Source organism: Agromyces litoreus (assembly GCF_040496015.1).
Lineage (GTDB): Bacteria > Actinomycetota > Actinomycetes > Actinomycetales > Microbacteriaceae > Agromyces > Agromyces litoreus.
In genome coordinates this window covers 1-18,484 of the sequence record NZ_JBEPKA010000008.1, presented here as the reverse complement: position 1 = coordinate 18,484, position 18,484 = coordinate 1, and the positions used below count along the sequence as shown (strand labels likewise).

The following is an 18,484-nucleotide window of genomic DNA, read 5'->3' as shown; positions in this document are numbered from 1 at the left end:
CGGACCGCACCTCGGCACGTCCGTGCGGCGACCGGCCGGAGCCGGGTTGTGGGATTCCCACGACGGACGGGCGGATGGCGCGTGGCCGCGCCACACTGGTGCGATGCGGATGACCCCACGACGACTCGCGATCGGCATGAGCCTCTGGGCGCCGAACCTCTTCAGCGGCATCCGGGTGCGGCGTTTCGCGCCGGACTGGACGAGTGCCGACGTCGAGCTGCACGTGAACGCGATCACGCGGAACTACGTGAAGACCGCCTTCGGCGGGTCGATGTCGGCCATGACCGACCCGTACTTCTTCATGCTCGTGCGCCACCAGCTCGGGTCCGATCACGTGGTCTGGGACACGCGCGGCGAGATCGAGTTCGTCAAGCCGGGCCGCGGCGTGCTGACGGCGCGGTTCGAGGTGCCGCGCGAGCGGGTCGAGGAGCTCCGACGGCGCGCCCACGGCGGCGGCAAGGTGCTCGAGTGGTTCGAGACCGAGATCGTCGATGCGTCCGGCGACGTCGTGGCGCGGGTGCGCCGCGAGGTGTACGTGCGCGAGAAGCGCCGGGTGACGCAGGCGCGTCGCGACGACGCGGCGGATGCCGGGGGCGCCGTCGACGACTGACCGAGCGCCGAACCCGTCGCTCGGCGACCACAGGCACCCGAACGGCCGGGGCGCGTCGCGCCCCGGCCGGGGAGGCGTGAGGCCGGCTCCCCCCACAGGGCCGGCCTCACGGGTTCCGGCGCGATGCGCCGGAACGGTCAGTTGAGCCCGGGGATCACGATCCAGCGGTTCTCGAGCACGAGCCAGATCGCGATCAGCGCGAGCGCGATCAGCGTGAGCGTCATGCCGAGGCGCCCGCGAGTGACGAGCGCGACGATCAGCACGACCAGCGTGGCGATGCCGAGCACGAGCGAGCCGAACGGGATTCCGGTCAGGAACAGCGACAGCACGAACAGGCCGGCCACGATGATCTCGATGATGCCGATGATGGTCGAGCCGCCACGGGCGCGCAGGCGCCAGATGCCGTCGACGATGGCGAGGACGCCGCCGGCGAGGGCGATGAGCAGGAGCCAGGACAGGGTGATCATTCGGTTCCTTCGATCTCTGCGGGGGTGATGCGACGAGGGGATCGGTCCCTCGACCGCGCCAGACTAGCGACGCCGAATCCCACGGCGCCGCCCATTGCGGAGACGTCGCTCGACGGTGTATGCCCGCGCGCGCATGCGCCATCCGTTCCGGCGGATCGGAAATGAATCCGGGGTCCGCGCGGTTGCACCACGCGGCCCCGTGCATGGCGGACTCGACCGTCGCCCGGGGCCGGCCGCCGACCGCGGCCCCGCGCGCGGCGCGGAACGGATCCACCGACGAAACGGAGCACCATCCATGTCTCGAACCCGCACCCTGCTCGGCCTCGCCGCCGCCACCACCGCCGTGATCGCGCTCGCCGCGTGCTCGACGGGCGGGAGCGCGACGGATGCGTCGGCCGGAGGCGCGGGCGACGAGTACGGCCTGATGCGGGCCGGAACCCTCACCGTCGCCACCGAGGGCACGTACCGCCCCTTCAGCTTCCACGAGGACGGCTCGGGCGAGCTCGTCGGCTACGACGTCGAGGTCGCCGAGGCGGTCGCCGACCGGCTGGGCCTCGAGATCGCCTTCGAGGAGACGCAGTGGGACGCGATCTTCGCCGGCCTCGACGCCGGCCGATTCGACGTCATCGCCAACCAGGTGTCGATCACCCCGGAGCGCGAGGAGCAGTACCTGTTCAGCGCGCCCTACACGGTCTCGCGCGGGGTCGTCGTCGTGAACGAGGGCGACACCTCGATCGCCTCGTTCGACGACCTCGCCGGGAAGACGACCGCGCAGTCGCTCACCAGCAACTGGTACGAGCTCGCGACCGCGTCCGGTGCGAAGGTCGAGGCCGTCGAGGGATGGGCGCAGTCCGTGTCGCTCCTGCAGCAGGGCCGCGTCGATGCGACGGTCAACGACCGGCTGACCTTCCTCGACTACGTCAACACCAGCCCCGACGCGGGCATCGCGGTCGCGGCCGAGACCGACGAGACCTCCGAGAGCGCGTTCGCCCTCACGCAGGACAAGGAGGCGCTCGCCGCGGCGATCGACGAGGCGCTGGCCGAGCTCGAGGCCGAGGGCGTGCTCGCCGAACTCGGTGAGAAGTACTTCGGCGCCGACGTCTCGCAGTAGGCGCGCGACGACCCGGGGGACCTGAGCGGATGGATGGGAGCCGATGAACGAGAGCCTGCAGCTCTTCCTCGAATCGTTCTGGCCGATCGTGTGGGGCGGGGTCAGCGGGACCATCCCGCTGGCCCTCGCCTCGTTCGCGACCGGCCTGGTGCTGGCGCTCGCCGTGGCGCTCATGCGCCTGTCGAGGCATCGCGTCGTGTCGGGCGTCGCCCGCGCCTACGTCTCCGTGATCCGGGGCACGCCGCTCCTGGTGCAGCTCTTCGTGATCTTCTACGGCCTGCCCGCCGTGGGCCTGGTCATCGACCCGTGGCCGAGCGCGATCATCGCGTTCTCGCTCAACGTCGGCGGCTACGCCGCCGAGGTGATCCGCGCGGCCATCCTGTCCGTGCCGAAGGGCCAGTGGGAGGCGGCGTACACGATCGGGATGTCGCGGGCGACGACGCTCCGTCGCGTCATCCTGCCGCAGGCGGCGCGGGTCTCGGTGCCTCCGCTGTCGAACACGTTCATCTCGCTCGTCAAGGACACCTCGCTCGCCTCGCTGATCCTCGTCACCGAGCTGTTCCGCGTGGCGCAGCAGATCGCGGCGTTCAGCCAGGAGTTCATGCTCCTCTACCTGGAGGCCGCGCTCGTGTACTGGCTGTTCTGCCTCGCGCTCGCGGGTGGACAGTCCACGCTGGAGAAGAGGTTGGATCGCCATGTCGCCCACTGACCACCTGGACCGCGCGGGCCGCTCCGGCGGCGACGACCCGCTCGCGCCGCGCGAGGCGGGTGCGACGGACGATGCGGTGCTCCTCGACGTCCGCGGCATCCGGAAGTCCTTCGGCGCGAACGAGGTGCTGCGCGGCATCGACTTCTCCGTGCGGCGAGGCGAGGTCGTCACGCTCATCGGCCCGAGCGGGTCGGGCAAGACGACGGTGCTGCGCTCCCTGAACGGGCTCGAGACGCCGGACGCCGGCAGGCTCGCGTTCGACGGCGGCCCCGAGGTCGACTTCGCCGCGCCACCGGCCAAGGGCGCGCGCGCGGCGATGCGCGACCGGTCGGCGATGGTCTTCCAGCAGCACAACCTGTTCCCGCACATGACCGTGCTGGAGAACGTCATCGAGGGCCCGGTGCGCGTGCAGAAGGTGCCCAGGGCGCGCGCGGTCGCGGACGCCGAGGCCCTCCTCGACCGGGTCGGGCTCGCGGAGAAGCGCGACGCGTACCCGTTCGAGCTCTCGGGCGGCCAGCAGCAGCGCGTCGGCATCGTCCGCGCGCTCGCGCTGAAGCCCGACCTGCTGCTGTTCGACGAGCCGACGAGTTCCCTCGACCCCGAGCTGGTCGGCGAGGTGCTGCAGGTCATCACCGAGCTCGCGGACGAGGGCTGGACGATGGTCGTCGTCACGCACGAGCTCCAGTTCGCCAGGCAGGCGGCCGACGAGGTGCTCTTCATGGACGGGGGCGTGATCGTCGAGCGCGGCGCGCCGGAGCAGATCTTCACCGCGCCCCGGGAGGAGCGCACCCGGCGGTTCCTCGACCGGATCCTGCGTCCGCTCGACTGAGGCGCGCGGGGCGCCTCACCGGCGGGCGTCCGGGCCGACGTCGAGGCGGGGCGACTAGCGTGTGCACATGCCCGCCCGCCTGCTCGACCCTGCCGTCGGGGCCGGACCCGCGGCGGCGGCCGTCGTGGCCGCGGCGTCCGAGGCGGATGCCCGGGCCGCCGCGGCCGCGCACCAGCAGGCCCTCGTCACGCCCCGACGACGCGCGCTCGGGCTCTTCCGGCTCCTCATCGCCGGGACCGAGGTCGTCGCACTCGTGGCGAACTACCAGTACGTGCTGGGCTTCCCCCTGTTCGCCTCGGTGAACTTCTTCAGCTACTTCACCATCCAGTCCGCGATGGTCGCCGTCGTCACGCTGCTCATCGCCGCGGGCTACGCGCTGACCCAGCACCGCGACCCCGCATGGCTGGCCGGGTTGCGCACGATCGCGACCGTCTACCTGCTGGTCTCCGGCATCGTCTTCGGCCTCATCGCGGTGCAGGCCTCGACGCGGGACTACCGCCTCGAGGTGCCGTGGTCGGACACGGTGCTGCACTTCGTGGTGCCGCTCCTGGCCCTGCTCGCCTGGATCGTCGACGCCGCGATCGCGGTGAACCCGCCGGTGCCGTGGGCGACGACCGCCTGGGTCCTCGTCTTCCCGGCGGGATGGCTCGTCTACACGCTCTTCCGCGGCGCGAACATCGGCTGGTACCCCTACTTCTTCCTCGATTCGACCCAGGTCGGCGGATACGGCGGCATCGCCGCCTACTGCGCCATCGTGCTGCTCATCTTCGTCGCGATCACCTCGGTGCTCGTCGCGGTGCATCGTCGGCTGGCGCTGCGCGCCGTGCGCCGACGCGTCGCCGCGGGCGCGTGAACCGGGGCGCCCGGGGGTCAGTCGAGCGGTGCGGGCGCGGCGGCACCGGTGAGCGCCGCGAGCGCGTCGAGCACCGCGGCGAGCGCGTCGGCATCCTCGAGCGCCGCGATCCGCCTGGCATGCTCGGCGGCGACGACCCCGACCAGGATCGAGGTGCCGTCGTGGTCGCCGAGGTCGAGCCAGGCGGAGACGGTGGGGGTCGCGCCGACGAGCGTCAGCACGTTCGGGTCGGCGGCCGCGTCGCCGCCGGCCGGCCCACGCCAGAACGGTTCGTCGAAGCCGAGCCAGGCCAGGTCGAGCGCGCCCATGCCGAGCACGCTTATGGCGCGCTGGTGCAGCAGCGGCAGGGGCGGTTCGATCGTGATCGTGTCGGTCTTCAGGACGCCGATCGAGGCGGTCAGGACGACCCGGTGGGCGCGGAGCGACTCGCCCGAGTCCAGGCGGAGACTCACGCCGTCGTCGTCGACCGAGATCGCGGTCACCACGCTCGACCCGGCGATCGAGACGCCGTCGCCCAGCGCGTCGAGGAGCGGGGTCCAGCCGGTCGTGACGCGAGAGGTGGGCCGGCCGGCCCGCGCGGGGTCGAACCGCTGCGCGGAGACCCGCCCCGGCACGGCGCCCGTGGTCGGCTCGACCCCGGTCGACAGCGCATGCACGAGCCACTCGCGCGGGCTCGTGCCGTCCTCGCCGGGCTCGCCGGACAGCGGCACCGCGCCCGAGCCGACGAGGGCCTCGGTCAGCGAGACGTCGGTCGATCGCGCGCGCGCCCACTCCTGCGCGGTCGCGACCGCGTCCCATCCCGCCGGTGAGGGCGCCACGACGGCGCCGGTCGTGTCGCGCACTTCGGGCTCGGGGACGAAGGGCTCGGTCTCGACGCCGGATCCGCCGATCACGCTGCGCATCGTCGCGCCGTCGGCGACGAAGGGACTGCCGAGCTCGACCGGGCCGAGCACGTCGTCGACGACCGTGCGCAAGCGCCCGCCGACGGAGGCGCCGGCCTCGACCACCACGACGTCGAGGCCCCGGTCGGTGAGGGCGCGGGCAGCGGCGAGACCGGCGATGCCCGCGCCGATCACGACGACGCGGTCGCCGTCCTGGGCGAGCCCGGCGACGGCCCGCGCGGCCCGCAGGCCCTCGGCGTAGGCGCCGTGCACGGTGCCCGGCGCGTCGACCGACGTGGCCTCGCCGGCGATCACGAGCCGGTCGGCGACGGGCTCGCCGAGTGCCGCGCGCTGCGCCTCGGTGGCGCCGACGGCGTCGAAGCTGAACGCGCCCCGCACGAACGGGTCGGTGCTCCAGCGGGAGCGCCGGAACGCGGTGGGGGCGGGGAGGCCGCCCGGGGCCGGCGTCGGGGTCTCGGATGGCGTCGGGGTCGGGGTCGGCAGCGGCCCGCCGTCGGTGCAGGCCGCGAGGGCGACCGCGAGGCCGCCGAGGCCCGCCGCGAGGAACGCCCGTCGCGGCATCCTGCCCGCGGGCCCCCGTGCGTCCATGTGCCTCAGGCTAGCCGCTCGACCGCGGCCGGACCCCGCACGGGTCCGGCCGCCGCGCCCACCCGCGCGGCGGCCGGGACCGCGTCCCGCTACGCGATCTCGGCGTCGGCCACGTCGAGTGCGGCGTCGATGATGTCGAGGCCGCGGACGAGGTCCGCCTCGCCGATCACCAGCGGCGGAGCGACGTGCATGCGGTTGAAGTGCACGAACGGCGACAGTCCGGCCCGACGGCAGGCCGCGGCGACCTTCGCCATCGGCGCGACGTCCGCGCCGGAGGCGTTGAAGGGCACGAGCGGTTCGCGCGTCTCGCGGTCGCGCACGAGCTCGATCGCCCAGAACAGGCCGAGGCCGCGCACCTCGCCGACCGACGGGTGGCGCTCGGCCATGTCGGCCAGGCGCGGTCCCACGACACGGGTGCCCAGGTCGCGCACGCGCTCGAGGATGCCGTCGCGCTCGAACACCTCGAACGTGGCCAGGCCCGGCGCGCACGCGAGCGGGTGGCCCGAGTAGGTGAGCCCGCCCATGAAGGCCACGGTGTCGAAGTGCGAGGCGATGCGCTCCGAGATGACGACGCCGCCGAGCGGCGCGTAGCCCGAGTTCACGCCCTTGGCGAACGTGATGAGGTCGGGGGTCACGCCGAAGTGGTTCACCGCGAACCACTCGCCGATGCGACCGAAGCCGACCATCACCTCGTCGGCGATGTAGACGATGCCGTACTTGTCGGCGAGCGCCCGGACGCCCTGCAGGTAGCCGGGCGGCGGCACGAGCACGCCGTTCGTGCCGACGATCGTCTCGATGATGATCGCCGCTATGGTCGACGCGCCCTCGAGCGTGATGACCTGCTCGAGGTGCGCGAGCGCGCGCTCGGTCTCCTGCTCGGGGCTCTCGGCGTGGAACGACGAGCGGTACGGGTACGGTCCGAGGAAGTGCGCGACGGAGCCGTCGGAGGGCTCGTTCCGCCAGCGACGCGGGTCGCCCGTGAGCGAGATCGCCGTGGCCGTGCCGCCGTGGTAGCTGCGGTACATCGAGAGCACCTTGCGGCGGCCGGTCACCTCGCGCGCCATGCGCACCGCGTACTCGTTCGCGTCGGCGCCGCCGTTGGTGAAGAACACCTTCTCGAGGTCGCCCGGGGCGACCTCGGCGATGCGGCGCGCGAGCTCGCCGCGCACGTCGTTCGCCATCGACGGCTGGATGGTCGCGAGCCGGCCGGCCTGCTGCTGGATCGCCGCGACGAGGTCGGGGTGCTGGTGGCCGAGGTTGAGGTTCACGAGCTGGCTCGAGAAGTCGAGGTACGCGTTCCCCTGGTAGTCCCGGAAGGTCGCGCCCTCGCCGGAGGCGACGGGCAGCGGGTCGATCAGCGCCTGGGCGCTCCACGAGTGGAACACGTGGGCGCGGTCGTCGGCGCGCACCTGCGCGTCGCCGGCCGGATCGGGCAGGGCGTGCCGTGCGCCGTGGCGGTCGACGTACGAGGCCGCGATCGCGGCATCCGTCGCCTCGGTCGCCTCGGCCTCGGGAGCCTCGGTCGGGATGAGCGTGTCGGTCATGGTGGGAGTCCTCGCCGGGTCAGTGGTTCTGCGGGAAGCCGAGGTTGAGCCCGCCGTGGGTGGCGGGGTCGAGCCAGCGGCTGGTGACGGCCTTCTCGCGGGTGAAGAAGTCGAACCCGTGGACGCCGTAGGCCTTGCTGTCGCCGAAGAGGGACTGCTTCCAGCCGCCGAACGAGTGGTAGGCGACGGGGACGGGGATGGGCACGTTGATGCCGATCATGCCGACCTCGACCTCGTTCTGGAAGCGGCGTGCGGCGCCGCCGTCGTTGGTGAAGATCGCGGTGCCGTTGCCGAACGCGCCGGAGTTGATGAGGTCCAGGCCCTCGTCGTAGGAGGCGACGCGGACGACGGAGAGCACCGGTCCGAAGATCTCCTCGGTGTAGGCGCGGCTCGTGGTGGGCACGTGGTCGAGCAGGGTGGGGCCGAAGAAGAAGCCGTCCTCGTGGCCCTCGACCGTGAGTCCGCGGCCGTCGACGACGACGGTCGCGCCGTCGGCCTCGGCGATGTCGACGTAGGAGGCGACCTTGTCGCGGTGCACATCGGTGATCAGCGGGCCCATGTCGGGCTCGACGCCGTCGACGCCCGCGCCGTTGCCGATCTTCAGGCGGCCGATGCGCTCGGTGATCTTCTCGATGAGCTCGTCGGCGACCGGCTCGACCGCGAGCACGACCGAGATCGCCATGCAGCGCTCGCCGGCGGCGCCGTAGCCGGCGTTCACGGCCTGGTCGGCGACGAGGTCGAGGTCGGCGTCGGGCAGCACGAGCATGTGGTTCTTCGCGCCGCCGAGGGCCTGGACCCGCTTGCCGTGCTTGGAGGCGGTCTCGTAGATGTACTGCGCGATCGGGGTGGAGCCGACGAACGAGATCGACTGCACGACGGGGCTGGTGAGCAGGCCGTCGACGGCGAGCTTGTCGCCCTGCAGGACGGTGAACACGCCGTCGGGCAGGCCGGCCTCCTTCCACAGCTCGGCGAGCCACAGCGCGGCCGACGGGTCCTTCTCGGAGGGCTTGAGGACGACGGCGTTGCCCGCGGCGATCGCGATGGGGAAGAACCACATCGGCACCATCGCGGGGAAGTTGAACGGCGAGATGACGCCGACGACGCCGAGCGGCTGCTTGAGGGAGTACACGTCGATGCCCGACGAGGCGTTCTCCGAGAACGCGCCCTTGACGAGGTGCGGGAACCCGGTCGCGAGCTCCACGACCTCCTGGCCGCGGAGGATCTCGCCCATCGCGTCCGAGAAGACCTTGCCGTGCTCGCGCGTGATGATCGCGGCGAGCTCGCCCTTGCGCGCGTTCAGCAGCTCGCGGAACGCGAACAGCACGCCCTGTCGCTTCGCGATCGAGTAGTCCTTCCAGACGCGGTACCCGCGCTCGGCCGAGGCGATCGCCTCGTCGATCTCGGCCTGGTCGGCGAGGGCGACCTCGGCCTGCACGGCGCCGGTGGCGGGGTTGTACACGGGTGCCGTCCGGCCGGACTCCGACGGGCGCGCCGCGCCGTCGATCCAGTGTCCGATCCGCGGCACGTCGGCGGGCGACGCGGGGGAGGCGGGCGAGAGGGCGGGGTCCGTGATGGTCATGGCGGTCCTTCGTGTGGATGGGGTCGTGCCGCCCGCCGTCCGAATCGGACAGATCGACCGACGTCGACTAGGCTGGCGTTTCCCAAGTCTTACAGAGGCAGAGAGGCCTGTCGGATGCCAGAGCGTCGCGAAGACGAACGAGATCGAACGGATCGTCCGACTAGCGCGGCGCCGTCGCCGACGGACGATGCGCTGCCCACGGTGCGCGAGATCCTGGCGCTCGACGCGGTCGCGGCGGGCGTGCCCGAGGTGCTCGTCGGCGATGACGCCCTCGAGGCCCGGGTGCGGTGGGTGCACGTGTCGGACAGCGCCGGCGTCGCGCGCCTGCTCGACGGCGGCGAGCTGCTGCTCTCGACCGGGTCGGGATGGCCCACCGAGCCCGACGAGCTGCGCGCGTTCGTCGCGGGGCTCGTCGACGCCGGCGTCTCCGGGCTCGTGCTCGAGCTCGGCGCCCACTACCGGTACGTGCCCGCCGTCGTGCACCGCGCGGCGGCGGAGCGGGGACTGGCACTGGTCGCCCTGCACCGCGAGGTGAAGTTCGTCGGCCTCACCCAGGCGGTGCACCGGCGGATCATCTCCGAGCAGACCGCGGCGCTGCACGCCCGCGACGACGTCCGCGAGCGCTTCACGGCACTCGCGCTCCGAGGTGCTCCGCCGGACTACATCGTCCAGCAGCTCGCCCAGACGCTCGGTGCGCCCGTGGTGCTGGAGAACCTCGCGCACGAGGTGGTCGCGGCCGACCTGCCGCCGGGCGCGGAGGAGGAGGTGCTCACGGGCTGGCAGCTCCGCTCGCGCGACGCGCACCGGCGCGACGCCGATCGGCGTCGCCGCCTCGGCGGGACGTCGATCGCCGGCACGGCGGGCGCGGGCGCGGGTGCGGAGGCCTGGCTCATCGTGCCGGTCGAGGCCCGTGGCATCCGCTGGGGGCACCTCGTCGCGCTGCCGGGCCCCGCGCATCCGGCGGGCCGGCTCGGCGTCCTCGAGCAGGGGGCGATCGCGCTCGCACTGGGCCGGCTCGCCGACGGGGACGACGACACCTGGGGCCGCATCGGGCGGCAGCGGCTCGTGGACGCGCTGCTCGGCGCGCGGGTCGCGACCTCGGGCGGGGCGGTGGCGCGGCTCGAGTCGGCCGGACTGCCCGTGCGCGGCGCCGACCTCTACGGACTCGTGGTCACCGGCCGCGACGTCGCCGGCGACGCGGATGCCGCGGCGCGACGGCTCGCGGGTCGTGCGCTCGACGGCCGCGCCTCGGGGGCGGGGCTCGGCGGTTCGGCCCGCGTCGTGCTCCTGTCGCTGCCCGCCGGCGCGCGCTTCGACGACGACGCGGCGCGCACGTTCGCGCTCGGACTCGCCGCGATGGAGGGCGCGGCCGACGCTCCGGGCGTGGCGCTCGCGATCGGGGCGCGCGCCGACGACCTCGACGGGCTCCTCCGCTCGGTCCAGGAGGCCATGGACCTCGCGCGGACGCCCGTGCCGCGCCAGGCGAGGGGGCCGGTGGTGCGGCGTTCGCACGACCGGCCGCTGGTGCGGCTGGTCACCGCGCTCCGCGACGACCACCGGATGCAGCAGCTCGGCGAGTCGATGCTCGCACCGCTCATCGAGTACGACCTCGCCCGCGGGGGCGACCTGCTCGACGTGCTGGGCGCGATGCTCGCGCATCCCGGCAACCGCACGGCGGCGGCGCAGGCGAGCCACCTGTCGCGGTCGGTGTTCTACCAGCGGCTGGCCCTGATCGGCGACCTGCTCGACGCCGACCTCGACGACGGCGAGACGCTCGCGGCCCTGCACCTGGCGCTGCTGGTGCGGCGCAGCGGCGTCCGCTGAGCGGGTGTCGCGCCATCCGCTTACTTGCTCTTGACAAGTAAGCTTGCAAAGAGCAAGCTAACGGATGTCGGCCGACCGGCCGCGACCCGACATCCCAGGGGGGAACCAATGACCACCAGCATCTTCGTCAACCTGCCGACCACCGACCTCGACCGGTCCAAGGCCTTCTACGAGGCCCTCGGCTGCACCATCAACCCGGCGTTCACCGACGAGAACGCCGCGTGCGTCGTCTTCGACGACCGCATCTACTTCATGGTGCTCACGCGCGAGTTCCTCGGCACCTTCACCGACAAGGAGATCATCGACCCGAGGACCCAGGCGCAGACGAGCATCTCCTTCACCCGTGACTCCCGCGAAGAGGTCGATGCGATCCTCGAGACCGGACTCGCGGCGGGCGGCACCGAGCCGCGCGAAGCGCAGGACCTCGGGTTCATGTACTCGCGCGACCTCGAGGACCCGGATGGCAACATCCTCGGCTTCTTCTTCATGGTGCCGGCGGCAGCCGAGCAGGGCCCCGAGGCCTACCTGGCCGAGCAGGGCGCCCCGACGCCGACGGCGGGCGCCTGAGGCACGCCGGATGGCGACCCGTTCGCCGCGCGGCTTCGGCCAGTACAGCGGCGTCGCGCGGGCGATCGAGCGGGTCGGGGAACGGTGGGCCCTGCTCATCGTCCGCGACCTGCTCGTCGGCCCGCGCCGGTACAGCGACCTGAAGACGGCGCTGCCGCGCATCCCCACGAACATCCTGAGCGACCGGCTCAAGGAACTGCAGGAGGCCGGGGTCGTCCGTCGCGTCGCGATGGTGCGCGGCGGCTACGAGCTCACGCCGCTCGGGCGCGAGCTCGAGCCCGTCGTGCTCGCGCTCGAGCGCTGGGGGTGGTCGGTCCTGGGCGATCCCGGCGCGGAGGAGCCCGTCAGCCACGAGTCCCTCGCGATCGCGCTGCGATCGGCCTTCCGCCCCGAGGTCGCCGCCACCCTTCCGCCCACCGAGTACGTGCTCCACGTCGGACGGGCGTCGGTCGCGGCGCGTGTCGAGGGGGCGGCGCTCGAGGTGGTGCCGATCGGCCCAGACGCGGTGCCGCAGCCACGGCCGACGGGCCTGGCGGATGCCGCGGCCGCCAGTGTCGAGTTCGCGCTCGCGCCCGGGGAACTGCGGGAGCTCATCGCAGGACGCGCGGGCGCCGGGTCGGTGACGGTGCTCGCGGGCGACCCGGACGGCCCGGCGCGCTTCGCGCTCACGTTCCGGATCGACACGCTCGAACCGCCGGCCGGGGAGGCCGCGGCGGCGGCGTGACGGCCTGCGGGTCGACGTCGGCTCAGGACGCGGACCCGGCGATGCGGTCGAGGTGCTCGGCGACGGCCCGGAGGCGGGCGTCGGCGAACGACCTCGAGACCGGCGCCGCCGCGTCGGCCACGTCGAACCCGTGGTACGCGCCGGGGACGACCTCGGTGACGACCTCGACGCCGGCGTCGCGCAGTCGCGCCGCGTACGCGAGGGCCTCGTCGTGGAAGAGGTCGAGGTCGCCGACCCCGATCCAGGCGGGCGGGAGGCCGGCGAGGTCGTCGGTGCGGGCTGGCACGGCGCCGTACGGGGGACTCCCTCGATCGGAGCCGAGGTACGCCGACCATCCCGTGCGATTCGACGGGGCGTCCCAGATCCGCAGCCACGGGTCCATGCGATGCGGAGCCCGGACGGTGCGGTCGTCGAGCATCGGGTAGGTCAGCAGTTGGAACGACGGGGCGGCGCCGCCCCGATCCACGAGGCGGCGGGCGAGGGCGGCAGCCAGGCCGCCGCCCGCGCTGAGCCCGCCGACGACGATCCGCCGCCCGTCGACGTCGGGTTGCGCGGCGAGCCAGTCGAAGGCCTCGACGCCGTCGTCGAGCGCGGCGGGGAACGGATGCCTCGGCGCGAGCCGGTACTGCGCCGAGGCCACGACCATCCCGAGGTCGTCGACGAAGCGGCGCAGGATGGCCTCGTCGTGCCGTGCGTCGCCGGAGACGTACCCGCCGCCGTGGAGCCAGAGCATCGCCGGGCCGGGCTCGGTCGACGGTCGGGCGGGCGGACGGTGGACGAACACGCTGGCACGGCCGACTGCGACGCGACGGCGACCGCGGCGGGGCGACGCGGCGCCCGTGAGCCGCGTCAGGGGAGCGAGGAACGGGACCATCCATGGATGGGCGACGCCGCGAGGCAGGAACCGCGCGCGCGGTGCCAGGTCGGGGTGGTAGGGCGTCGGATCCGGTGAGGGCGCCTCGGGCGTCGCATCGCGCATGCGTCGACGATAGGCCGCGCAGGCCTGCGGCAGCCGACGCACCCGCGCAACCGGTGGCGCGCACCCCGTCGGCAGGGTAGAAACGGCGGCATGGCGACCACCCCGCTCATCCTGGGACCCATGCTGCGTCACGTCGGGGAGACCACGGCGACCATCTGGGTCGAGACCGAACGAACCGCGACCGTGCGCGTGCGCGTCGACGGCCGGAGCTGGCAGGCGCGCACGTTCGCCGTGCACGACCACCACTACGCGCTCGTCGAACTCGACGGGCTCGAGCCCGGTGCGGTGCTGCCGTACGAGGTCGACGTCGACGACGAACGCGCGTGGCCGGAGCCCGACGCCGACTACCCGCCATCCGTCATCGCGACCTGGGAGACCGGACGACGGCTGCGGCTCGCGTACGGGTCGTGCCGCACGAGCGTGCCGCACGACCTGAAGGGCAACCTGACGCACGGCGTCGACGCGATGCGCACGTTCGCGCTCGCGCTCGCCGAGGGCTACGCCGAGCGACCCGACCTCATGATGTTCCTCGGCGACCAGGTCTACGCCGACATCACCTCCGAGGAGATGCAGGAGTTCATCCGGAACAAGCGCGACATCGACGAGGAACCGGGCGAGGAGCTGAAGGACTACGAGGAGTACGCCCACCTGTACCGGCTCGCCTGGTCGGACCCGGCGAACCGGTGGCTCCTCTCGACGGTGCCGACGGCGATGATCTTCGACGACCACGACGTGCGCGACGACTGGAACGCCTCGCACGACTGGAAGCAGAAGATGGAGGCCACGTCGTGGTGGCACGGCCGCATCGTGGCGGGGCTCGGGTCGTACTGGGTGTACCAGCACCTCGGCAACCTGACCCCCGAGGAGCGGGCCGACGACGAGCTCTGGCAGCGGGTCGCCCACCACGACGGCGCCGACGAGCTCGACCTCACCGACGAGGTCGACGCGTTCGCCGACCGCAGCGACCAGGAGCCGACGAGCGTGCGATGGAGCTACACCCGCGACTACGACGACATCCGCCTCATCGTCGTCGACTCGCGCGCGGCGCGTCAGCTCGATCCGGATGACCGGGCCCTGCTCGATCCCGACGAGCTCGACTGGTTCGACGCGCAGCTGCGCGGCGGATTCCGGCACGTGCTCATCGCGACCTCGCTCCCGTTCCTGCTCCCGATGGGCCTGCACAACGTCGAGGCGTGGGACGAGGCGATCTCGCAGGGCGCGTGGGGCCGCAGGGCGGCCCGCGTGGGCGAGGTGCTCCGCCAGGCCGTCGACCTCGAGCACTGGGGAGCCTGGCAGGACACGTTCCAGAAGGTCGCGCGGATGATCCGAGAGCTCGCCGCCGGCGAGCGCGGGCCCGCACCGCAGAACGTGCTGTTCCTCGCGGGCGACGTGCACTACTCCTACCTCGCCCAGATCGACCGCGACGACGTCCCGGGGGCGCGGGTCCTGCAGGCCGTCTGCTCGCCGATCCGGAATCCGCTGCCGCGCGTCATGCGCTGGTTCTCGGTCGTGATGTCGTACGGCGCGGCGACGCCGATCGGCCGGCTCGCCGCACGCTCCGCCAAGGTGCCCGACGCGCCGTTCCGCTGGAGCACGGTGAAGGGGCCCTGGTTCGCGAACAACCTCGCTCTGCTCCTCGACGCGCCCGACGAGCTCCGGCTGACGTGGCACACGGGCGTGGTCGAGGACGGCGACCAGGACCATCCGCACCTCGAGCAGGTCGCCGACGTCCGGGTGCCGGCCGATCCCCGGGCCCGGGTGACCTCGGGCTGACGGGCTGAGCGCGCGCGGGATCGCCGGCTCAGGCCGCGGGCTGCTCGCTCCGGTGCGTGAATGCGGCGCGGACCTCGTCGTGGGGGAGCGCGACGTTCGCGTGCCCGTCGCGACCGACCATGTCGCGGGCGGCGACCAGGGCGTTCGCGACCGCCTCCTCGGTCGCCTGCACGACGGCCTCGAAGTAGGGGTCGATGCGGCCCCACGGCACGTAGCGCGCCGTCTCGTACGGGTCGTCGCCGACCTCGCCGGTCGGGATGTTCGACGTGAACGAGCCGGCGTTGCCGGTCGAGCAGGCGAGGAAGATGTCGCCCGAGAAGTGGCTGCCGGCGGTGCCGGTCCGCGCGAGGCCGAGCGGGACGCGGCGGGCGAGGGCCTCGCACTGGCCGGGCAGCAGCGGCGCGTCGGTGACCACGATGCCGATCACGCTGCCCGCGCCGGCGCGCATACGCGCGCGCTCGCCGTCGCGGACGAACCACTCGAGGTCCTCGTACGGATTGGGGGCGGCGCTTTCGCGGCCGAGCGGGATGCCGGCGAGCCGCAGCTCGTGCCGGCTTCCGAAGTTCGCCTGGAGGAACACGCCGATCGTGTGGGTCTCCTCGCCGAATGCCACGACGCGCGACGCCGTGCCCGATCCGCCCTTGAATCCGTAGCAGTTCATGCCGGTCCCGCCGCCGACGTTGCCCTCGGCGACCGGACCGCTCACCGCCGATTCGATCGCGAGGATCGCGTGCTCGGGGCGCACGTGGCCGGCGTTGATCTGGTTGAGGTAGCCGTCCCAGGTCTCGCCGACGACGGGCAGCATCCACTCGGCGGCGAGCCCGGGGTGCGCCTCGTGCGCCCAGCGGTCGATGCCCGTGTGCACCGCGCCGACCCCGTGGCTGTTCGTGATGCCGATGGGGAGCGTGAGCGAGCCCGACTCCTCGATCCAGCTGCGACCGGTGAGTTCGCCGTTGCCGTTCAGGGAGTGGACGCCGGCGGCGCAGGGGATGCCGGCACCATCGCGTCCCCGGGGGAGGATCGCGGTGACCCCGGTCCGCGCGACGGCATCGTCGCCGGGCGCGCCCTCGATGATCGTCGCGTACCCGACCTCGACGCCGGGGACGTCGGTGATCGCGTTCCACCGGCCGGGCTCGCCGTCGAACGGCACGCCGAGATCGCGGGCGCGGGTGGGATGGTGCGGCGTGGTGGTCATCATCGACTCCGGTCGTCGGGGTACGGGGCGGCGTTGCGATCTAGCGCGAGATGAAGAGCTTGCGCAGGGTCTCGGTCACGGTCCAGACCGTCGACATCCCCGCGTCGAGGCGCACGATCGACCCGGGACGCAGTTCGATCGCGGGCAGGGCCGGGTCGACGAACTCGACGGTCGCGGCCCCCGAGATCACGAGGAACACCTCGTCGACCTCGACGTCGCGCATCGCGCCGGGCGTCATCTCCCACACGCCGAGTTCGCCGGCGCCGCCGTCGGCGGGCTCGTCGAGCGTCGCGTACCCGGTGGCGGGCGAGCCGGCGACCACCTGCTCCGCCGGCACGGGCTCGTGCGCGAGCGGCAGGCTCGCGGCATCCGTCACCGCACCAGCGGCGAGGCGGGCGAGCGCGTCGGCGCTCACGAGTCGAATCCGAGGCCGAGGGCGTCCAGGGTCTTCAGCAGCACGTTGCGTCGTCCTCCGTGGTGGTCGGCGCGGTCGAGCGACCAGCGCGTGGCGTTGATGCCGAGGGATGCCGCGGGCTCGGGCGGGAACGGCAGCGGGCGCGTCCGCACCATCTTCAGGCGGGTGCGCTCCGTGTCGCGCCCCGCGAGCAGGTCGAGCATCGTCTCGGCCATGAACCGGGTCGAGGCGACGCCGAGGCCGGTGAATCCGGAGGCGTAGGCGACGCGGCCGTCGCGGGCCAGTCCGGTGAACGCGGTGAACTGCGTCGACGTGTCGATCGCCCCCGCCCACCGGTGGGTGAATCGGATGCCCTCGAGCTGCGGGTAGGTGGTGAGGAAGTGGCTCGCGAGCTTCTCGTAGCTCTCGGGTCGGTCCTCGTAGCCATCGCGCACGCGTCCGCCGAAGTGGTAGATCGCGTCGTAGCCGCCGTAGAGGATGCGGCCGTCGCGCGTCATCCGCGAGTAGTGGAACTGGTTCGCCATGTCGCCGACGCCCTGGCGGTTCGCCCACCCGATCGAGGCGCGCTGCGCGTCGGTGAGCGGCTCGGTCATGAGCACGTAGTCGTAGACGGGCACGGTCATGAGCCGGTTGCGCTTGAGGAGCGACGGGAACACGTTCGTCGCGAGCACCGCGCGGGTGGCGTCGAGCCGGCCGTGCTCGGTGACCAGCTGCACGGCGCCCGTGGAGCCGGGGCTGTCGAGGCGCTTCACGGGGGAGTCCTCGTGGATCTCGACGCCCGCCTCCTCGGCGACGCGCGCGAGTTCGGACGCGAGCTTCGCCGGGTGCAGGATGGCGCTCGTCCGGGTGTTCCAGACCGCGCCGAGGTAGGTCGGCGAGTCGACCTCGGCCCGGACCTGGTGCTCGTCGAGCAGCTTCACGCCGTCGTCGCCCCGGCTCGCGGCATCCGCGGCCATCTCGTGCAGCCACTCGACCTGGTGGGGCTCGACGGCCACGTCGAGGGCGCCGTTGCGCTCGAACTCGAAGTCCATGCCGAACTCGGCGCCGGCCGCCTCGATCGCGTCGAGGTTGGCCAGGCCCAGTCGATCGAGCTCGTCGATCTCGTGGGGCCAGCGGCTCAGGCCGTTCTCGCGGCCGTGCGTGAGGCTCGCCTCGCAGAAGCCGCCGTTGCGGCCGGAGGCCGCCCAGCCGATGCGCTTCGCCTCGAGGAGCACGACGTGCAGGTCGGGGTTCGCGCGCTTGGCGAGCACGGCGGTCCAGAGGCCGGTGTACCCGCCGCCGACGATCGCGAGGTCGGCGACCCGCGTGCCCTCGAGGCGCGGGCGCCGGCGCGTGGCCTCCTCGGCGAGGTCGTCGATCCAGAACACGCTGTGCCGCGTGTCGGCGAGGCTGTGGGCGATGGCGGATGCCGCAGGGCGGCGGCGTTCGAAGACGGTCGTTCCCATGTCGGGATCACTCCAAGTCGGTCTGGTGGATCCATTCTCCCTCATATTGCACAGTTGGACAATACGGGGCCGTCGCGATCACCTCCCGTCGCCGGACAGGATGACCGGAGCCCGCCTGTGGACGGTCGGCCTGCGTGTCGGCGGCGTGCGGCAGGATCTTCCCCATGCCCCCCGCAGTGCCGCCGGCTCCTCCCGTGCCCCCGCCCGCGCCCGACCTGCTCGACTTCGAGGCCGACTTCTCCGGGCCGGAGCTCGACCTCGACCAGTGGGTCCCGCACTACCTGCCGCAGTGGTCGAGCCGCGAGCGCACCAGGGCGCGCTACGACGTCGGCGACGGCGTGCTGCGCCTGCGGGTCGACGCCGACCAGCC

17 protein-coding genes and 1 pseudogene are annotated in these 18,484 nt (G+C 73.0%); 10 read left to right on the top strand and 8 right to left on the bottom strand.

Features of this window, described 5'->3' with window-relative positions:
* Positions 1-103 precede the first annotated feature (103 nt).
* Positions 104-610: a PaaI family thioesterase gene (locus ABME01_RS07790; protein ID WP_353827816.1), complete on the top strand. Its 507-nt coding sequence runs from the start codon at positions 104-106 to the stop codon at positions 608-610.
* Between the two features lie 137 nt (positions 611-747).
* Here ABME01_RS07790 and ABME01_RS07785 read toward each other — a convergent pair whose 3' ends face one another.
* Positions 748-1,077 carry a hypothetical protein gene (locus ABME01_RS07785; RefSeq protein ID WP_353827815.1) on the bottom strand — a complete coding sequence of 110 codons (330 nt, stop codon included), beginning with the start codon at positions 1,075-1,077 and terminating at the stop codon, positions 748-750.
* Between the two features lie 295 nt (positions 1,078-1,372).
* Here ABME01_RS07785 and ABME01_RS07780 point away from each other — a divergent pair, with 295 nt between their 5' ends.
* From ABME01_RS07780 to ABME01_RS07765, 4 genes are all read left to right on the top strand, one after another.
* Complete coding sequence (locus ABME01_RS07780; protein ID WP_353827814.1) at positions 1,373-2,188, top strand: amino acid ABC transporter substrate-binding protein; 816 nt, start codon at positions 1,373-1,375, stop codon at positions 2,186-2,188.
* A 43-nt stretch (positions 2,189-2,231) separates the two neighbouring features.
* Positions 2,232-2,897 (top strand): amino acid ABC transporter permease, encoded by a 666-nt coding sequence (locus ABME01_RS07775; protein WP_353827813.1) that lies wholly within the window; start codon positions 2,232-2,234, stop codon positions 2,895-2,897.
* A complete protein-coding gene (locus ABME01_RS07770; protein ID WP_353827812.1) occupies positions 2,884-3,726 on the top strand; it encodes an amino acid ABC transporter ATP-binding protein in 843 nt (280 codons plus the stop codon). Before ABME01_RS07775 ends, ABME01_RS07770 begins: the two co-directional genes overlap by 14 nt.
* A gap of 67 nt (positions 3,727-3,793) precedes the next feature.
* Positions 3,794-4,579: a Pr6Pr family membrane protein gene (locus ABME01_RS07765; RefSeq protein WP_353827811.1), complete on the top strand. Its 786-nt coding sequence runs from the start codon at positions 3,794-3,796 to the stop codon at positions 4,577-4,579.
* Between the two features lie 17 nt (positions 4,580-4,596).
* Here ABME01_RS07765 and ABME01_RS07760 read toward each other — a convergent pair whose 3' ends face one another.
* The 3 genes from ABME01_RS07760 to ABME01_RS07750 all read right to left on the bottom strand — a co-directional run bounded on the left by ABME01_RS07760 (position 4,597) and on the right by ABME01_RS07750 (position 9,192).
* Complete coding sequence (locus ABME01_RS07760; protein ID WP_353827810.1) at positions 4,597-6,069, bottom strand: FAD-dependent oxidoreductase; 1,473 nt, start codon at positions 6,067-6,069, stop codon at positions 4,597-4,599.
* A gap of 89 nt (positions 6,070-6,158) precedes the next feature.
* Positions 6,159-7,613, bottom strand: a complete 1,455-nt coding sequence (locus tag ABME01_RS07755) for an aspartate aminotransferase family protein (RefSeq protein WP_353827809.1) — start codon at positions 7,611-7,613, stop codon at positions 6,159-6,161.
* Between the two features lie 19 nt (positions 7,614-7,632).
* Entirely contained in the window at positions 7,633-9,192 is a 1,560-nt protein-coding gene (locus ABME01_RS07750; RefSeq protein ID WP_353827808.1) for a CoA-acylating methylmalonate-semialdehyde dehydrogenase, read from the bottom strand.
* Between the two features lie 201 nt (positions 9,193-9,393).
* Here ABME01_RS07750 and ABME01_RS07745 point away from each other — a divergent pair, with 201 nt between their 5' ends.
* From ABME01_RS07745 to ABME01_RS07735, 3 genes are all read left to right on the top strand, one after another.
* Positions 9,394-11,016, top strand: a complete 1,623-nt coding sequence (locus tag ABME01_RS07745; protein ID WP_353827807.1) for a PucR family transcriptional regulator — start codon at positions 9,394-9,396, stop codon at positions 11,014-11,016.
* 108 nt (positions 11,017-11,124) lie between these two features.
* Complete coding sequence (locus ABME01_RS07740) at positions 11,125-11,583, top strand: VOC family protein (RefSeq protein WP_353827806.1); 459 nt, start codon at positions 11,125-11,127, stop codon at positions 11,581-11,583.
* A 10-nt stretch (positions 11,584-11,593) separates the two neighbouring features.
* Positions 11,594-12,307, top strand: a complete 714-nt coding sequence (locus tag ABME01_RS07735) for a winged helix-turn-helix transcriptional regulator (protein ID WP_353827805.1) — start codon at positions 11,594-11,596, stop codon at positions 12,305-12,307.
* Between the two features lie 22 nt (positions 12,308-12,329).
* Here ABME01_RS07735 and ABME01_RS07730 read toward each other — a convergent pair whose 3' ends face one another.
* A complete protein-coding gene (locus ABME01_RS07730) occupies positions 12,330-13,286 on the bottom strand; it encodes an alpha/beta hydrolase (protein ID WP_353827804.1) in 957 nt (318 codons plus the stop codon).
* A gap of 90 nt (positions 13,287-13,376) precedes the next feature.
* On the opposite strand from ABME01_RS07730, the gene ABME01_RS07725 reads away from it, so the two are divergent.
* On the top strand, positions 13,377-15,059 hold the full coding sequence (locus tag ABME01_RS07725) for an alkaline phosphatase D family protein (RefSeq protein WP_353827803.1): 1,683 nt from the start codon (positions 13,377-13,379) through the stop codon (positions 15,057-15,059).
* A gap of 28 nt (positions 15,060-15,087) precedes the next feature.
* Here the strand turns inward: ABME01_RS07725 and ABME01_RS07720 are convergent, their stop codons facing one another.
* From ABME01_RS07720 to ABME01_RS07710, 3 genes are read right to left on the bottom strand one after another with little or no spacing between them, the layout of a single operon-like run.
* On the bottom strand, positions 15,088-16,254 hold the full coding sequence (locus ABME01_RS07720) for a DmpA family aminopeptidase (protein WP_353827802.1): 1,167 nt from the start codon (positions 16,252-16,254) through the stop codon (positions 15,088-15,090).
* Positions 16,255-16,294: 40 nt separating this feature from the next.
* A complete protein-coding gene (locus ABME01_RS07715) occupies positions 16,295-16,669 on the bottom strand; it encodes a cupin domain-containing protein (RefSeq protein WP_353827801.1) in 375 nt (124 codons plus the stop codon).
* Entirely contained in the window at positions 16,666-18,114 is a 1,449-nt protein-coding gene (locus ABME01_RS07710) for an NAD(P)/FAD-dependent oxidoreductase (protein ID WP_353827800.1), read from the bottom strand. The genes ABME01_RS07715 and ABME01_RS07710 overlap by 4 nt, the downstream gene beginning before the upstream one ends.
* A gap of 164 nt (positions 18,115-18,278) precedes the next feature.
* Here ABME01_RS07710 and ABME01_RS07705 point away from each other — a divergent pair.
* Positions 18,279-18,484 (top strand): annotated as a pseudogene (locus tag ABME01_RS07705) (hypothetical protein); the annotation flags it as partial.

Excerpts from the sequence above, each read along its gene's own strand:
- ABME01_RS07790 (WP_353827816.1), top strand. The coding sequence starts at position 104 with ATGCGGATGACCCCACGACGACTCGCGATCGGCATGAGCCTCTGGGCG.
- ABME01_RS07785 (WP_353827815.1), bottom strand. The coding sequence starts at position 1,077 with ATGATCACCCTGTCCTGGCTCCTGCTCATCGCCCTCGCCGGCGGCGTC.
- ABME01_RS07780 (WP_353827814.1), top strand. The coding sequence starts at position 1,373 with ATGTCTCGAACCCGCACCCTGCTCGGCCTCGCCGCCGCCACCACCGCC.
- ABME01_RS07775 (WP_353827813.1), top strand. The coding sequence starts at position 2,232 with ATGAACGAGAGCCTGCAGCTCTTCCTCGAATCGTTCTGGCCGATCGTG.
- ABME01_RS07770 (WP_353827812.1), top strand. The coding sequence starts at position 2,884 with ATGTCGCCCACTGACCACCTGGACCGCGCGGGCCGCTCCGGCGGCGAC.
- ABME01_RS07765 (WP_353827811.1), top strand. The coding sequence starts at position 3,794 with ATGCCCGCCCGCCTGCTCGACCCTGCCGTCGGGGCCGGACCCGCGGCG.
- ABME01_RS07760 (WP_353827810.1), bottom strand. The coding sequence starts at position 6,069 with ATGGACGCACGGGGGCCCGCGGGCAGGATGCCGCGACGGGCGTTCCTC.
- ABME01_RS07755 (WP_353827809.1), bottom strand. The coding sequence starts at position 7,613 with ATGACCGACACGCTCATCCCGACCGAGGCTCCCGAGGCCGAGGCGACC.
- ABME01_RS07750 (WP_353827808.1), bottom strand. The coding sequence starts at position 9,192 with ATGACCATCACGGACCCCGCCCTCTCGCCCGCCTCCCCCGCGTCGCCC.
- ABME01_RS07740 (WP_353827806.1), top strand. The coding sequence starts at position 11,125 with ATGACCACCAGCATCTTCGTCAACCTGCCGACCACCGACCTCGACCGG.
- ABME01_RS07735 (WP_353827805.1), top strand. The coding sequence starts at position 11,594 with ATGGCGACCCGTTCGCCGCGCGGCTTCGGCCAGTACAGCGGCGTCGCG.
- ABME01_RS07730 (WP_353827804.1), bottom strand. The coding sequence starts at position 13,286 with ATGCGCGATGCGACGCCCGAGGCGCCCTCACCGGATCCGACGCCCTAC.
- ABME01_RS07725 (WP_353827803.1), top strand. The coding sequence starts at position 13,377 with ATGGCGACCACCCCGCTCATCCTGGGACCCATGCTGCGTCACGTCGGG.
- ABME01_RS07720 (WP_353827802.1), bottom strand. The coding sequence starts at position 16,254 with ATGACCACCACGCCGCACCATCCCACCCGCGCCCGCGATCTCGGCGTG.
- ABME01_RS07710 (WP_353827800.1), bottom strand. The coding sequence starts at position 18,114 with ATGGGAACGACCGTCTTCGAACGCCGCCGCCCTGCGGCATCCGCCATC.